Raw genomic sequence first — 14,223 nt, 5'->3', positions numbered from 1 at the left:
AACAGTGTCTTTGATCTGGATCAATAGTGTATCAATTTTTTGATAAACTGAGAAAGACCGGATGTATCAAAAGAGCGAAAGCCCCTCGGCGCTGCCGATTTATGTTCAGATAAGCGAGGTGCTTATCCGCGAGATCGCCTCTGGGCGGCTTCCCAACGGGAGCCGTCTTCCGCCCGAACGCGAGCTTGCAAAACAGCATTTCACCACGGTGCGCACCCTGCGTAAGGCATTGGATATACTTGAAGAAAAGGGACTCCTTGATCGCGTCCAAGGGTCTGGAAACTATGTCCGATCTGGCGCGGCGGTGGACAGTATCTATTCGATGTTCCGTCTTGAATTGCGGTCGGGTGGGGGGCTTCCGACTGCGCGGGTTCTCTCGCTCGACGAGTTGGCAAAACCGCATGATTTTCCTGTCTTCGGCACGGCCTCGCACGGCACCCGCATCCGTCGCTTGAGGTTTCTCAATCGCATTCCGATCGCGGTGGAAGAGATATGGCTCGATGGGGACGCAGGGCGGATCGACCCGCTCGCCCTCTCCGATTCGCTCTACCGCTATTACAAGCTTCAGCTCGGGTTCTGGATCTCTCACGCCGAGGACACCGTTCGTGTCGGCAAAGTTCCGGACTGGGCCCCGAATGAATTCGGGCAGCCCATTGGCGAGACCGTCGGCTACATCGAACGGTTGAGCCACTCCGAGCAAAAAGGATCAGTCGAATATTCGCGGACATGGTTCGACCCCGAGCGGGCGCACTATGTGCAGCGACTCAGATAAGGAGGCCGGATTGGCTAGTACGAGCTATGGTATCATTGGTTGCGGGATGATGGGCCAAGAGCATCTTCGCAACATCGCTCTTTTGCCCGATACAAAGGTGACAGTGATCTTCGAGCCGGATCAGGGCATGCGAGAGGCAGCTGGCGAATTCGCGCCGCATGCGCGGTTTGTCGAAAGCATCGATGCGCTTCTCGACGAGCCCGAGCTGGATTGTATCCTGATCGCCAGCCCGAATTTCCGTCATGTCGAGCAGCTTGCCCAGATTGCGGCCAAGCGCCCCGTGCCTGTCTTGGTCGAAAAGCCCGTTTTTACCGATCAGAGCCAACTCAGCACGCTCGATGCGCTCATCAAGACGTATCCCGCACCGATCTGGGTCGCGATGGAATATCGTTACATGCCGCCGATCGCCGAGTTTTTGCGGTCGTCCAAAGAGGCGACGGGCGGGATCAAAATGCTGACCATCCGCGAACACCGCTTTCCGTTCCTCGAGAAGGTGGGCAATTGGAACCGCTTCAATCGCTATGCCGGCGGCACATTTGTCGAGAAGTGCTGCCACTTCTTCGATCTCATGCGTCTTACTCTGGGCGCCGAGCCTCTGCGCGTGCTCGCTTCGGGCGGTATGGACGTCAATCACCTCGACGAAAGCTATGACGGTGAAACACCCGATATGCTCGATAATGGCTACGTGATCGTCGATTTCGACAACGGTGCGCGTGCGATGCTCGAACTCTGTATGTTCGCCGAGGGCTCACGCTATCAAGAAGAGGTAAGCGCCGTCGGTCCCAGCGGGAAGATCGAGGCGCTGGTTCCCGGTCCGGGACGCTTCTGGCCCCAAGAGCTTGGTGAGCCGCCCGTTTCGCAAGTGATCATCAGCCCCCGCGACCCCAAAGGTCCGATCTTGCAGGAAATTCCCGTCGATCCAACGCTTCTCGAGGCAGGGGACCATAACGGCTCGACCTATTACCAGCATCAGAAATTCCTTGAACTGGTGCGGGGCGAGCGCAGCGCGCCCGAGGTCAGCGCGACGGATGGCAAACTTGCCGTGCTGATGGGGATCGCTGCCCAGATTTCTATGAGGGAAAAGCGGGTTGTGGACATGAGCGAGCTTCTGACCACCGCCTGACGAGGGCTATCCCGCAGGGTGCATCCCGGTCGGGAGCCGCTTCTTGGAGGCGCCGCTGTGCGCCTTCATATGCGACCTTTGCTGCATTGCGGCAAATTTCTCCTTGAACGATTGCAATAGATAGGGGCATGTTCGGCGCAACTTTATTGCGAGGAAGAATCAATGACCCAGCGTCCGTTCCGATCAGCTCTCTATATCCCTGGCTCGAAAGATCGCGCGTTGGACAAGGCCCGCAGCCTTGCTGTGGATGCGATCCTCTTCGATCTCGAAGACGCTGTTGCACCCGATGAAAAGGTGAACGCCCGCGCGACACTCAAGGCCGCTTTGGCCGAAGGAGGTTATGGGCCCCGCTATAAGATCGTGCGTATCAATGGGCTCGACACGGAATGGGGCCGCGCAGATGCCGAGGCTGTGCGTGATATGGCGGCTGATGCCGTGTTGCTCCCCAAGGTGAATTCGGCCGCAGATATAGACGCGCTTGCCGCGATCACCGGCGATCTTCCGATCTGGGCGATGATGGAAACACCGCTTGGTGTCATCAATGCGGCCTCGATCGCCGCGCACCCCAGGCTCGAAGGGTTCGTTCTGGGCACCAATGATCTTGCCAAGGATCTCAATACCCGCAAGTCCGAGCGCCGCGAGCCGCTTCTTTATGCGCTCGAAGCTTGTCTTCTTGCGGCGCGCGCTTACGGGAAAATCGCTTTGGACGGCGTATATAACGCCTTCAAAGACGATGAGGGCCTTGCGGCCGAATGCGAGCAGGGCCGCGATATGGGCTTTGACGGCAAAACACTCATCCATCCTGCCCAGGTCGAAATCACCAACCGCGCCTTTGGTCCGTCCGAGGCCGAGATCGACCTTGCACAGCGTCAGATCGCTGCTTTTGAAGAAGCCGAAAAGAACGGCCAAGGCGTCGCTGTTCTGGATGGCCGCATCGTTGAGAACTTGCATATTGTGACCGCTCGGGCAACGCTGGCGAAAGCTGCAGCAATTGCCGAGTTGGAATCACAATGACATTTCTTATCCTAGGCCTTCTCCTTTGGAGTGTGCCCCATCTTTATAAACGTATCGCGCCTGCGCATCGTGCGGGCATGTCCGACGGTGCCGCAAAAGGCATGGTCACCGCCGCAAGCTTTGCGGGTATCGCACTCATGGTGGTCGGCTACGACAGTTCGACCTCGGAATTGGCCTATACCCCGCCGAGCTGGGGGAAGCACGCCAACAACCTTCTGGTTCTGGTCGCTGTCTATTTCGCCGCCGCCTCGGGAATGAAAACCGCTCTTGCGCGTAAATTGCGCCATCCGCTTCTTATGGCGGCGGTCATCTGGGCTGTCGGGCATCTTTTGGTGCGTGGCGATTGGATGTCCATCGTCCTTTTTGGCGGCCTCGCAAGCTGGGCTATTCTCACGATGGTTCTCATCAACATGCGAGAGCCGAGCTGGACCGCCCCTGCCAAGGCGCCCGTTGGTAAAGAGATCGGCGCCGCGGTCGGCGCGGTTCTTGTGACCGGAGCCATCGGCTTTATCCACATCCTTCTTGGATTGAACCCGTTTGGAGCCTGACATGCTTGCCTATCGATTTCTCACCGAGGACGACACCTCGGCCTTTTGTCACAAAGTGACCGAAGCTCTGTCCAAAGGGTGGTCGCTTCACGGTCAACCGTCCTATGCCTTTGACGCCGCACGCGGTGTGATGCGCTGTGGTCAGGCCGTCGTCAAAGAGGTCGAGGGGGATTACTCTCCAGACGTTAAACTAGGACAACTATGACCAAAACCAATCCGGGCCGTTTTTTCGAAGATTATGAACTTGGACAGGTGATCCGTCACGCTGTTCCCCGCACCATCGCAGAGGGTGAGCGGGCGCTATACCATGCGCTTTATCCCGCGCGCGGCGCGCTTTACTCGTCGGATGCTTTTGCAGCGTCCTGCGGGTTCGAGGGATCACCGATCGATGATCTCATCGCGTTCCATGTGGTCTTTGGCAAAACGGTTCCGGATATTTCGCTCAATGCGGTCGCCAACCTCGGCTATGCCGAAGGGCGCTGGCTTCAGCCTGTCTATCCCGGGGATACCCTGCGCGCAGAGAGCCAGGTGATCGGGCTCAAGCAGAACTCGAACGGAAAGTCGGGTGTGGTCTATGTGCACACACGCGGGTTCAACCAGAATGATGACATCGTGCTGGAATATGTCCGCTGGGTGATGGTCCGAAAGGGCAACCTTGAGGCCCCTGCGCCTGAAACGGTTGTGCCAGATCTGCACGCCGTCCTTCCTGTCGAGGCATTGGCTATTCCGCAGGAGCTCGATTTCTCGGATTACGACTTCGAACTTGCGGGGGAACCGCATCGTTGGGGGGATTACGAGATCGGCGAGATCATCGATCACGTTGATGGGGTCACTGTCGAAGAGGCCGAGCATATGCTGGCCACCCGCCTATGGCAGAACACGGCCAAGGTGCATTTCGACGCCACCCACCGCGAGGACGGCAAGCGGCTTATTTACGGTGGCCACGTTATTTCGATGGCGCGCGCGCTGTCGTTCAACGGTTTGGCCAATGCCCAGATGATCGTCGGCCTCAATGGCGGTGCACATGCGAACCCCTGTTTTGCGGGTGATACGATCCGTGCTTGGTCCGAGGTTCTGGACAAGGCAGAGACCGATGTTCCAGGTGTCGGTGCAATCCGCCTTCGCCTCGTTGCGACCAAAGGCGGCAAGGCGGGTGATCTTCGGGGCGAGGACGGCAAATATCTTCCCGAGGTTCTTCTCGATCTGGATTACTGGGCCGTTATGCCCCTTTGAGGTGCTCTCGAAATCAAAGGGAGACGGGCTGATTCACGGCATGTTTCTCACTTTGAGCACGAGATTAACCTGAGTAAAAAAGTCATATAACATTTTGTGATCACGGCAATAAAAGCTGTGATCACAAAGGACGATGTTAACGCTAAAGAGGCGTTTTTTGCCGCCTCAAACTTATTCCAAAGCGTGACATAGCCGTAATAATACGTCAGAAGAATTGCGATGGCCCGAGCGCGCCTGCGCGAGCGCGGCTCCACGAACAAGGGGACTAAAATGGCTGAAAACTCGAAGGGCGTCCAACGTCCGCTTTCGCCCCACCTGCAAATTTATCGCTGGCATATCCCGATGCTGACGTCGATCCTGACGCGTGTCACGGGCAACGCTTTGATCGTCTCGACGTTTCTTGTCGTTTGGTGGCTCATTGCCGCTGCGACGAGCGAGGCCTACTTCGATCTGGCCAACGGCATCCTGACGAGCTGGATCGGCGATATCGTTATGACCCTTTCGCTCTTGGGTGTTTGGTATCACTTCCTCGCCGGTTTGCGTCACCTCTACTATGATGCAGGCAAGGGAATGGATATTCCCACCGCCGAAAAGCTCGGCTGGGCCTGTCTCATTGGTTCGGTCGTTCTGACCGTTCTTACCATCATCGTCATCTGAGGGGGATAGAATGCGTTATCTGACCGCCCGAAAGCGCGCCGAAGGCAAGGGTGCCTCGCACACCGGCACCGAGCATCATTGGTCCATGCAGGTAAGCGCCGTCGGCCTTGCTCTCATTGTCCCGACCTTTCTCTATATCTTCGGCAAAGCGCTCGGGAGCGACTATGCCACTGTGACCGAAACCTTCTCGCATCCGATCCCCGCGATCGTGACCGCGCTTGTTCTGATTTTCGGTCTCAAGCACTTTAACCGTGGTTTTGAAATGATGGCGCAGGACTATCTGCGTGGCTCGCAGCTCAAGGCGGCGATCATGTTCATGACCGCTTTTACATATGGCCTCGCCGCAACGGGTCTCTTTGCGCTGGCAAAGTTGGCTCTGTAAGGAAAAAGACCGATGGCAGCTTATCAATACGAAACACATGAATACGACGTCGTCGTCGTCGGCGCCGGTGGCGCGGGTCTTCGCGCGACACTCGGGATGGCCGAGCAGGGGCTCCGCACCGCTTGTATCACCAAGGTTTTCCCGACCCGCTCGCACACGGTTGCAGCACAGGGCGGTATCGCCGCATCGCTCGGCAACATGGGCCCTGACAGCTGGCAGTGGCACATGTACGACACCGTCAAAGGGTCGGACTGGCTTGGCGACACCGACGCGATGGAATACCTCGCCCGTGAGGCTCCTAAGGCCGTTTACGAGCTGGAGCACTATGGCGTGCCTTTCTCGCGCACCGAGGAAGGCAAGATCTATCAGCGTCCGTTCGGCGGCCACACCACCGAGTTCGGTGAAGGCCCGCCCGTTCAGCGCACCTGCGCTGCGGCTGACCGCACAGGTCACGCGATCCTCCATACGCTTTACGGCCAGTCGCTCAAGCAGCAGGCCGAGTTCTATATCGAATACTTTGCCATCGACCTCGTCATGTCCGACGAAGGCGAGTGCACCGGCGTTGTCTGCTGGAAGCTCGACGACGGCACGATGCATGTCTTCAACGCCAAGATGGTTGTTCTTGCGACGGGCGGCTATGGCCGTGCGTATTTCTCGGCAACCTCGGCCCACACCTGCACCGGTGACGGTGGCGGTATGGTGGCCCGCGCAGGTCTGCCGCTGCAGGACATGGAATTCGTTCAGTTCCACCCGACCGGCATCTATGGCTCGGGCTGTCTGATCACCGAAGGCGCGCGCGGCGAGGGTGGTTATCTGACCAACTCCGAAGGCGAGCGTTTCATGGAGCGTTACGCTCCGAACTACAAAGACCTCGCACCGCGTGACTATGTGTCCCGCTGTATGACCATGGAAATCCGCGAGGGTCGCGGTGTGGGCGCCAATGGCGACCACATCCACCTCAACCTGAACCACCTGCCCAAAGAAGCCCTTGCCGAACGCCTCCCCGGTATTTCGGAAAGCGCCAAGATCTTCGCAGGCGTCGACGTGACCAAAGAGCCGATCCCGGTTCTGCCGACGGTTCACTACAACATGGGCGGTATTCCGACCAACTATTACGGCGAGGTTCTGAACCCGACCGCAGACAACCCGAACGCAGTTGTTCCCGGCCTTATGGCCGTTGGCGAAGCGGGCTGTGCGTCTGTTCACGGTGCAAACCGTCTCGGCTCAAACTCACTGATCGACCTCGTGGTCTTTGGCCGCGCCGCTGCGATCCGTGCAGGCAAGGTTGTCGATCCGAACTCCGCCAACCCGAACCTGAACAAAGCGTCCATCGACAAGGCCTTTGATCGTTTCGACGGTCTGCGCCACGCAAACGGCAACGTTGCAACCGCCGAGCTTCGTCTCGAGATGCAGCGCACCATGCAGGCTGACGCCGCCGTGTTCCGCACCGACAAGACGCTCAAAGAGGGTGTCGAGAAGATGACCGCAGTTGCGGGCAAGCTCGATGATCTCAAGGTCACCGACCGCAGCCTCGTCTGGAACTCGGACCTTATGGAAACGCTCGAGCTGACCAACCTGATGCCGAACGCACTGGCGACCATCGTCGGCGCAGAAGCCCGCAAGGAATCTCGCGGTGCCCACGCGCACGAGGATTATGCCAACCGCGACGACGAAAACTGGCGTGTCCACACGATCAGCCGCGTCGATGGCAACAAGGTTGCGCTGAGCTATCGTCCCGTGATCACCGATCCTCTGACCACCGAAGCAGAGGGCGGGATCAGCCTCAAGACGATCGCGCCCAAGGCCCGGACGTTCTGATGAAGCGGGTCGCGTTTTCTTTGCTCATCCTTCTGGGAGCGTGCAGCTCCCAGATGACGCCTGAACAGGCGGCGGATTTTTGCGAAGAACGTGCACGCGGAGCCCAAGGCCCTTCCGGTGAAATCTCGATCGGAGCAAACTCCGAGACAGGGACTTTCGTCGGCGGCCGCATCGAAGTCACCAGCGATTTTCTGTCTGGTCGCGACCCGATGGCCGTCTATGAAACCTGCGTTATTCAGCGCACGGGCGAGCTACCGATCAGGCCGCCTGTCCTGCGCTAAGATTGGAGAGAATTGATATGATCCGTTTCACCGTTTCCGCCTTTGCTTTTGCGACGCTGGTCGCATGCACCCAGACCGCTGCTGTGGATGCGCCTGCCTATGATCCGACCTTCGATGCAACCTCGACCGTGACGGCGATTGTCGCTTCGACCGAGGTGCAAGGCGCTTTGATGCCTGCCGCGATCCAGAGCGTGATGGCGGACTGTATCATCACCCACGCGACCGCAGACGAGCTTTCCACGCTCGCTGCTGCAAGACTGAACCCCACGGCGGATACGAACGCCTTGGTTTCCCGAATTCTGGCCCGTGACTCGACCACCGCATGCGCGGCGTCGAAGCTCACGCAAAGCTAATCAGTAGGAGCCTGAGCTATGGTTCAATTCTCTCTCCCCAAGAACAGCCGTATGACGGTCGGCAAGACTTGGCCCAAGCCCGAAGGGGCAAAGAACGTCCGCAAATTCCAGATCTATCGCTGGAGCCCCGATGACGGAAAGAACCCGCGGATCGACACCTATTTCGTCGATATGGACAACTGCGGGCCGATGGTTCTCGACGCGCTGATCAAGATCAAGAACGAGATTGACCCGACGCTGACCTTCCGCCGTTCCTGCCGCGAGGGTATTTGCGGCTCGTGCGCCATGAACATCGACGGGCGCAACACGCTGGCCTGTATCTATGGCATGGACGAGATCAAGGGCGACGTGAAGATCTATCCGCTTCCGCATATGCCTGTGGTCAAGGATCTTATCCCCGATCTGACGCATTTCTATGCGCAGCACGCGTCGATCATGCCGTGGCTCGAAACCAAGACCAACCGTCCCGCCAAGGAATGGAAACAGTCGATTGAGGATCGCAAGAAGCTCGACGGTCTTTATGAATGCGTGATGTGTGCATCCTGCTCGACCTCTTGTCCGAGCTACTGGTGGAACTCGGACAAATACCTTGGACCGGCTGCGCTCCTTCATGCTTACCGCTGGATCATCGACAGCCGCGACGAGGCCACGGGCGAGCGTCTCGATGCGCTGGAAGATCCGTTCAAGCTCTATCGCTGCCACACCATCATGAACTGTGCCAAGACGTGCCCCAAGGGTCTTAACCCCGCCGAGGCAATCTCGCACATCAAGAAGATGATGGTCGAGCGCGTCGTCTAAGATTTCGGATTTTGCTTTTGGAAAAGGGCGCCCGTTGCGGCGCCCTTTTTTCAGTTCGCAACGATATTGAAGCCGCCTGCAACCATCTGGTCGCTGTTGCTGCTCTTGCCGTGAAAGGCGCCGACCGCTTTGTCCTGACCCGCCAAGGCCTTGAACTCGCCGCTGACCGTATCCTTGTACGTCATCGTGCCCGAAACATCGGTCCCTGAAATGCTGCCACTGAGGCTAAGCCCGTTCTGGGAGTTGGCTTTGAAGGTCTTTGCCGCGAAATCCGCAGTGCCAGTCAACGCGCCTGTGCGTTCATTGGGAAGGCCGTAAATATAGCCGCTGTCATACAAGGTGATCTCTTCGATGCTGATCATATTGTAACGGCCTGTATAGTCTACTTTGGCCGAAACAGGGACGTCGACGGTCGTTTGCGGCAGAATACCCGCAACCGCTAGAAACCCTTCGTTTTCAACCGCCCCCCCAACAAAGGCATAGCCGTCGCCATCCGCGTCTTTGTATTGCTTACGAGAGGACTGCGCGAAATCTATGCTGAAGGTGCCGTCGCTGTTCGGAACAAAGAACTTTGTGACGGTTGCCTCGCCTTGATACCCCGCGGTCCCGCTACAGGCTGCCAGCGCTCCCAAGGCGGCAACGAAAAGGATTTGTTTGGACATAGCCGAATCTTTCAAGTTTCCCCAATAAGTTGATGGGTATCCGATCTATGCAATTATGTAAGAGGGATTCGTTGCGCCCTGTGCTGCAAGGCTATTGACCCTGAACCCGATCAAAGTGGATAGTCCGTCAATGCGGCTCTTTTTCTCAATAATTACAGGATTTTTCGCGGCATTCGGGACGGGTCTTGCCGGCCAAAGCACCGAAGAAATTCTGCTTGCCAAAAAAACACTCAGCGCACTTCAGGCGCAATCATTCGCCAAACAAAGAGAGTTTTGTGGCTATATCGGATACAATTCAAAGGGCGAGCTTATTGCGACGCCTGCGGTCGGAGGAGATATTGCCAGCTGCAATCCGATCTTGCCTTTGGGTTTTGCGCCGACCGCTTCTTATCACACCCACGGGGGATTTGACCCCGAATACATTAGCGAAGTGCCGAGTGACATTGATTTGGACGGAGATCGGTCCGAACGCGTGAACGGATATATCTCTACACCAGGTGGCCGATTTTGGTTCGTGGATTCGAATAGAATGGAAGTCAGGCAATTATGTGGGGCAGCCTGTCTTCCCGTCGCCCCCAATTTCGTAAAAGGGGCCGACGGGTATATTGCCCTTCGGTATTCTCGAGACGCGCTTTTGCGCAAGCTCGGCGATTATTAAATCGCAAAGCTTTCGATATCGGTGCCAGCCTGTTCGGCGTCCTTGATCCATTGCGGCTTGCGGCCACGACCAGACCACGTTTGCGATCCATCTGCAGGATTGCGGTATTTCGCTTTGGACGGGCCCGAAGCTTTGCGTCCCTTTGCACCACTGGTGAGTTCGGCAAGGGTAAAACCATGTTCGGCCGCAGCACGTTCGGCCGCTTCACGTGCTTTTTGCAATTCGCGAACGTCGACGGATTTAATTGCTTTTTCAACAGCGGCACGAAGGTGTTCGAGTTCGCTGCGCGACATATTGTCGAGATCAAACTGCATTTAAGTCTCCAATTGAAACAAATTGCTCCGCCCGACGAATGTCGAGCGGTTTGCAATTCATAATTCAATTAATGCGAATAAATCCAGAAGAATTTATTCAGCCGCAATTTCCGGCGGATCTACAATCGTGACAATGTCTTCCATTATCCGATTTAATTCAAAATCTTTGGGCGTATAGACACGTGCAACACCGATTGCACGAAGTTTTGCGGCATCGTCTTCGGGGATAATTCCGCCCGCCACCACAGGGATATTCAGGTTCTTTTCCCGAAGTCTTTCCATCACTTCGCCAATGAGCGGGATATGCGATCCCGAAAGGATCGAAAGCCCGATGACATGCGCATCTTCTTTTTGTGCCGCATCAACGATTTCTTCGGGTGTCAGGCGAATACCTTCATAGGTGATATCCATTCCACAGTCGCGAGCACGGGCGGCAATCTGCTCTGCACCGTTCGAGTGACCGTCAAGACCGGGTTTACCGACAAGGAACTTGAGGCGGCGGCCAAGGCGGGACGAAGCGGCATCGACGCGCGCGCGAATGTCGTCAAGTCCCTCTGTCCGGTTCGAAGGATTGCGCGAGACACCCGTCGGAGCGCGATACTGGCCAAACACCGAGCGGATTTCCTCTGCCCATTCGCCCGTTGTGACGCCCGCTTTGGCACATGCGATGGACGGGATCATGATGTTCGTGCCGTTTAGCGCGGCGGCTTTGAGCTCGGTCAGAGCCTGAGCGACAGCGGCTGCATCGCGTCCCGCCTTCCATGCCGCAAGTCGGGCAATCTGATCGGCCTCGGCCTCGGGATCAGAGACCATGATCGCGTCATCGCCAGCAGTCAGCGGAGAAGGCTCGCCGTTTTGCCACTTGTTCACGCCGACGACGATCGTCTCGCCCGTTTCGATGTTACCGATACGCTCGGCATTCGATTCAACAAGACGCGACTTCATATATTCGATCGCATTGACTGCGCCGCCCATTCCGTCGATTTGGGCAAGCTCTTGGCGTGCGCCTTCCTTGAGCGCCGCGACCTTGCGATCCACAGCGGGGTTGTTGTCGAAGAGATCGTCGTATTCGAGAAGATCGGTCTCGTAGGCGAGGATTTGCTGCATACGGAGCGACCACTGTTGGTCCCATGGGCGGGGCAAGCCAAGCGCTTCGTTCCATGCAGGAAGCTGCACAGCGCGGGCACGTGCGTTCTTGGACAGGGTCACGGCCAGCATCTCGATCAGGATGCGATAGACGTTGTTCTCGGGCTGTGGCTCCGTGAGTCCGAGGCTGTTCACCTGCACGCCATAACGGAAGCGGCGCATCTTGGGATCTTCGACGTCATAGCGCTCTTGGCAAATCTCGTCCCAGAGCTCGACGAACGCGCGCATCTTGCACATCTCGGTGACAAAGCGGATGCCTGCGTTCACAAAGAAAGAGATACGTCCGACCATATTGCCGAAGTGCTCGGCAGGGACTTTGCCCTTGAGATCGTCGAGAACCGCGGTCGCTGTTGCCAAGGCAAAAGCCAACTCCTGCTCGGGCGTCGCGCCTGCTTCTTGGAGGTGATACGAACAAACGTTCATCGGGTTCCATTTCGGCAGATGCTCGCGCGTATAGGCGGCAACGTCCGTGATCATCCGCAACGACGGTGCGGGCGGGCAGATATAGGTGCCACGGCTGAGGTATTCTTTGATGATGTCGTTCTGGACGGTGCCTTGGAGCGCAGAAATATCAGCGCCCTGTTCTTCGGCCACGGCGATATAGAGCGCAAGAAGCCAAGGCGCCGTCGCGTTGATGGTCATCGAGGTGTTCATCTGCTCAAGCGGGATGTCCGCAAACAGGGTGCGCATATCCCCCAGATGGCACACGGGCACACCGACTTTGCCGACTTCGCCGCGTGCAAGGCGATGGTCGCTGTCATATCCCGTCTGGGTCGGAAGGTCGAAAGCCACCGAAAGACCCGTTTGTCCCTTGGCGAGGTTGCCACGATAGAGCGCGTTTGAAGCCTTGGCGGTGGAGTGGCCCGCATAGGTGCGGAAAAGCCAAGGGCGATCTTTCTGCGGCTGCGACATAGCAATAACTCCGGAATCTGGTTGCGCAATAAAATTTCGTTGCAACCTGCCTAACGGAAACTTTGCGTCCTTGTCAATTCGCTGCGTTGCGGCGTGAGACTATTTACCGATGGGCATTTACCTGTCAGGTTCCCCACATGACACAAACGGTATCTGTCCCGCTCTGGCTTCTGCTTCTCATTCTGGTTTTTGCGGGAGTGACTTTCGCTTCGCATTTCCTGTTTCCATCCGTGCGATGGTTCTTTCGTCGGAGAATGGAAAAAGCCGTAGCGCGACTGAACCAGAGGCTGACGCGTCCGATCCAGCCCTTCAAGCTTGCGCGGCGCTATGACATGATCCAGAGGCTGGTTTATGACCCCGAAGTGACAGCTGCCGTTTTCGAAGAGGCGCGCTCCGAGGGTATCCCCGAGAACGTCGCCTTTGAACGCGCCACGCGCTATGCCCGCGAGATCGTGCCTTCGTTTTCCGCGACCATGTATTTCACGATCGGGGCAAGGCTTTCTGCGTGGTTGACCAAGCTCTTGTATCATGTCCGCATCGGCGCCTTTGATCGTGACAAGATCGAAAAGATCCATCCCGATGCCTCGGTGGTCTTTGTCATGAACCATCGATCCAATATGGACTATGTGCTTATCACTTATCTGACGAGCACCGCAGGAACCGTATCCTACGCGGTGGGCGAGTGGGCGCGGATATGGCCTTTGTCCGGATTGATCCGCATGATGGGAGCTTATTTCATCCGGCGCAAATCTTTGGGGCCGCTCTATCGCAAGGTCCTGTCGCGCTATGTGAAATTTGCGGTCGAAGGCGGCGAAACGCAGGCGATTTTCCCCGAAGGCGGGCTCAGTCTCGACGGCACGATCGGTGCTCCGAAACTGGGTCTCTTGAGCTATATCATCACGGCTGCCAAGGAATCCGGACGCGAGGTGATCTTTGTTCCGGTGTCGCTCAATTACGACCGCGTGCTCGAAGATCGGGTTCTGATTGATGCGCGGCTTTCCGGCAAGAGACGTTTCCGCGCCCCGATCTGGAAGGTGCTCTGGGGTGTCGGCGCGCATCTTGTCCAGATGCTGACATTCCGGTTCAAAGGGTTCGGCACCGCTGCTGTCGAATTCGGTGAACCGACGAGCCTTTGGTCCATCAAGGACGACACACCCGAAGCTGTCGCAGAGCTTTTGATGGCCCGTATTTCGGCAAATACCCCGCTCGTTCCCGTTCCTCTTGTCGCGCGCGCTCTTTTGGGCGGGCAACGGGATCGGCTTGCCTTGGTGCGCGATGTCGAGAGCATGGTCACTATGCTCGTCGAGAAGGGCGCAAAAGCGCCGAGTCGGACCGCTGCCAAGATGGTAACGGATGCGCTCGAGCTCTTGGCGGAGCGGGGCTTGGTCACAGAAGATGGTCAAAAACTGGTCGTCGCGCCCGAAGCGGAAAAGATTCTGAGCTTCTACTCTGCGTCGATTTCCCATTATTTTAATGCACTTGCAGCATAAACAGACGTATTTTCTGCGTTTGCTCGGTAATAAAATTACAAAAATACCTTAGTAGCAGTTGC

At 57.1% G+C, this 14,223-nt stretch carries 17 protein-coding genes; 14 read left to right on the top strand and 3 right to left on the bottom strand.

Annotation, left to right across the window (positions count from 1 at the left end):
- Positions 1-61 precede the first annotated feature (61 nt).
- The 12 genes from QQG91_RS11165 (at position 62) to QQG91_RS11110 (ending at position 8,979) form a co-directional block, all read left to right on the top strand.
- Entirely contained in the window at positions 62-772 is a 711-nt protein-coding gene (locus QQG91_RS11165) for a GntR family transcriptional regulator (protein WP_285770308.1), read from the top strand.
- Positions 753-1,895, top strand: coding sequence for a Gfo/Idh/MocA family protein (locus tag QQG91_RS11160; protein ID WP_285770307.1), 1,143 nt, complete (start codon positions 753-755; stop codon positions 1,893-1,895). Before QQG91_RS11165 ends, QQG91_RS11160 begins: the two co-directional genes overlap by 20 nt.
- A gap of 162 nt (positions 1,896-2,057) precedes the next feature.
- Positions 2,058-2,909, top strand: coding sequence for an HpcH/HpaI aldolase/citrate lyase family protein (locus QQG91_RS11155; protein ID WP_285770306.1), 852 nt, complete (start codon positions 2,058-2,060; stop codon positions 2,907-2,909).
- On the top strand, positions 2,906-3,457 hold the full coding sequence (locus QQG91_RS11150) for an NnrU family protein (protein ID WP_285770305.1): 552 nt from the start codon (positions 2,906-2,908) through the stop codon (positions 3,455-3,457). Before QQG91_RS11155 ends, QQG91_RS11150 begins: the two co-directional genes overlap by 4 nt.
- 1 nt (position 3,458) lies before the next feature.
- Entirely contained in the window at positions 3,459-3,662 is a 204-nt protein-coding gene (locus QQG91_RS11145; RefSeq protein ID WP_285770304.1) for a DUF1737 domain-containing protein, read from the top strand.
- Positions 3,659-4,690, top strand: coding sequence for a MaoC family dehydratase (locus QQG91_RS11140; protein WP_285770303.1), 1,032 nt, complete (start codon positions 3,659-3,661; stop codon positions 4,688-4,690). Before QQG91_RS11145 ends, QQG91_RS11140 begins: the two co-directional genes overlap by 4 nt.
- A 270-nt stretch (positions 4,691-4,960) precedes the next feature.
- Positions 4,961-5,347, top strand: coding sequence for a succinate dehydrogenase, cytochrome b556 subunit (gene sdhC / locus QQG91_RS11135; protein ID WP_285770302.1), 387 nt, complete (start codon positions 4,961-4,963; stop codon positions 5,345-5,347).
- Between the two features lie 10 nt (positions 5,348-5,357).
- Positions 5,358-5,729 carry a succinate dehydrogenase, hydrophobic membrane anchor protein gene (gene sdhD / locus QQG91_RS11130; protein WP_285770301.1) on the top strand — a complete coding sequence of 124 codons (372 nt, stop codon included), beginning with the start codon at positions 5,358-5,360 and terminating at the stop codon, positions 5,727-5,729.
- A gap of 12 nt (positions 5,730-5,741) precedes the next feature.
- Complete coding sequence (gene sdhA, locus QQG91_RS11125; protein ID WP_285770300.1) at positions 5,742-7,547, top strand: succinate dehydrogenase flavoprotein subunit; 1,806 nt, start codon at positions 5,742-5,744, stop codon at positions 7,545-7,547.
- 53 nt (positions 7,548-7,600) lie between these two features.
- Positions 7,601-7,828 (top strand): hypothetical protein, encoded by a 228-nt coding sequence (locus QQG91_RS11120; RefSeq protein WP_285770299.1) that lies wholly within the window; start codon positions 7,601-7,603, stop codon positions 7,826-7,828.
- 17 nt (positions 7,829-7,845) lie between these two features.
- Complete coding sequence (locus QQG91_RS11115) at positions 7,846-8,181, top strand: hypothetical protein (RefSeq protein WP_285770298.1); 336 nt, start codon at positions 7,846-7,848, stop codon at positions 8,179-8,181.
- 18 nt (positions 8,182-8,199) lie between these two features.
- Entirely contained in the window at positions 8,200-8,979 is a 780-nt protein-coding gene (locus QQG91_RS11110; protein ID WP_285770297.1) for a succinate dehydrogenase iron-sulfur subunit, read from the top strand.
- 50 nt (positions 8,980-9,029) lie between these two features.
- Here the strand turns inward: QQG91_RS11110 and QQG91_RS11105 are convergent, their stop codons facing one another.
- Positions 9,030-9,641, bottom strand: a complete 612-nt coding sequence (locus QQG91_RS11105; protein ID WP_285770296.1) for a hypothetical protein — start codon at positions 9,639-9,641, stop codon at positions 9,030-9,032.
- Between the two features lie 130 nt (positions 9,642-9,771).
- Between QQG91_RS11105 and QQG91_RS11100 the strand changes: the two genes are divergently transcribed.
- A complete protein-coding gene (locus QQG91_RS11100; RefSeq protein ID WP_285770295.1) occupies positions 9,772-10,299 on the top strand; it encodes a DUF4329 domain-containing protein in 528 nt (175 codons plus the stop codon).
- On the opposite strand, the gene QQG91_RS11095 is transcribed toward QQG91_RS11100, so the two are convergent.
- Both QQG91_RS11095 and QQG91_RS11090 read right to left on the bottom strand, forming a co-directional pair.
- Positions 10,296-10,613, bottom strand: coding sequence for an H-NS histone family protein (locus tag QQG91_RS11095; RefSeq protein WP_285770294.1), 318 nt, complete (start codon positions 10,611-10,613; stop codon positions 10,296-10,298). The genes QQG91_RS11100 and QQG91_RS11095 overlap by 4 nt on opposite strands.
- Positions 10,614-10,706: 93 nt before the next feature.
- Complete coding sequence (locus QQG91_RS11090; protein ID WP_285770293.1) at positions 10,707-12,671, bottom strand: ethylmalonyl-CoA mutase; 1,965 nt, start codon at positions 12,669-12,671, stop codon at positions 10,707-10,709.
- A gap of 254 nt (positions 12,672-12,925) precedes the next feature.
- Between QQG91_RS11090 and QQG91_RS11085 the strand changes: the two genes are divergently transcribed.
- Positions 12,926-14,161: a 1-acyl-sn-glycerol-3-phosphate acyltransferase gene (locus QQG91_RS11085; RefSeq protein ID WP_352232100.1), complete on the top strand. Its 1,236-nt coding sequence runs from the start codon at positions 12,926-12,928 to the stop codon at positions 14,159-14,161.
- The last annotated feature ends 62 nt before the right edge of the window (positions 14,162-14,223 follow it).

The organism is Marivivens sp. LCG002 (assembly GCF_030264275.1).
Taxonomy (GTDB): Bacteria; Pseudomonadota; Alphaproteobacteria; order Rhodobacterales; family Rhodobacteraceae; genus Marivivens.
This window is presented reverse-complemented; position numbering and strand designations above follow the sequence as displayed.

Excerpts from the sequence above, each read along its gene's own strand:
- QQG91_RS11150 (WP_285770305.1), top strand. The coding sequence starts at position 2,906 with ATGACATTTCTTATCCTAGGCCTTCTCCTTTGGAGTGTGCCCCATCTT.
- QQG91_RS11145 (WP_285770304.1), top strand. The coding sequence starts at position 3,459 with ATGCTTGCCTATCGATTTCTCACCGAGGACGACACCTCGGCCTTTTGT.
- QQG91_RS11095 (WP_285770294.1), bottom strand. The coding sequence starts at position 10,613 with ATGCAGTTTGATCTCGACAATATGTCGCGCAGCGAACTCGAACACCTT.
- QQG91_RS11085 (WP_352232100.1), top strand. The coding sequence starts at position 12,926 with ATGGAAAAAGCCGTAGCGCGACTGAACCAGAGGCTGACGCGTCCGATC.
- QQG91_RS11115 (WP_285770298.1), top strand. The coding sequence starts at position 7,846 with ATGATCCGTTTCACCGTTTCCGCCTTTGCTTTTGCGACGCTGGTCGCA.
- QQG91_RS11105 (WP_285770296.1), bottom strand. The coding sequence starts at position 9,641 with ATGTCCAAACAAATCCTTTTCGTTGCCGCCTTGGGAGCGCTGGCAGCC.
- QQG91_RS11090 (WP_285770293.1), bottom strand. The coding sequence starts at position 12,671 with ATGTCGCAGCCGCAGAAAGATCGCCCTTGGCTTTTCCGCACCTATGCG.
- QQG91_RS11140 (WP_285770303.1), top strand. The coding sequence starts at position 3,659 with ATGACCAAAACCAATCCGGGCCGTTTTTTCGAAGATTATGAACTTGGA.
- QQG91_RS11165 (WP_285770308.1), top strand. The coding sequence starts at position 62 with ATGTATCAAAAGAGCGAAAGCCCCTCGGCGCTGCCGATTTATGTTCAG.
- QQG91_RS11160 (WP_285770307.1), top strand. The coding sequence starts at position 753 with ATGTGCAGCGACTCAGATAAGGAGGCCGGATTGGCTAGTACGAGCTAT.
- QQG91_RS11110 (WP_285770297.1), top strand. The coding sequence starts at position 8,200 with ATGGTTCAATTCTCTCTCCCCAAGAACAGCCGTATGACGGTCGGCAAG.
- QQG91_RS11155 (WP_285770306.1), top strand. The coding sequence starts at position 2,058 with ATGACCCAGCGTCCGTTCCGATCAGCTCTCTATATCCCTGGCTCGAAA.
- QQG91_RS11120 (WP_285770299.1), top strand. The coding sequence starts at position 7,601 with ATGACGCCTGAACAGGCGGCGGATTTTTGCGAAGAACGTGCACGCGGA.
- sdhA (WP_285770300.1), top strand. The coding sequence starts at position 5,742 with ATGGCAGCTTATCAATACGAAACACATGAATACGACGTCGTCGTCGTC.
- sdhC (WP_285770302.1), top strand. The coding sequence starts at position 4,961 with ATGGCTGAAAACTCGAAGGGCGTCCAACGTCCGCTTTCGCCCCACCTG.
- sdhD (WP_285770301.1), top strand. The coding sequence starts at position 5,358 with ATGCGTTATCTGACCGCCCGAAAGCGCGCCGAAGGCAAGGGTGCCTCG.
- QQG91_RS11100 (WP_285770295.1), top strand. The coding sequence starts at position 9,772 with ATGCGGCTCTTTTTCTCAATAATTACAGGATTTTTCGCGGCATTCGGG.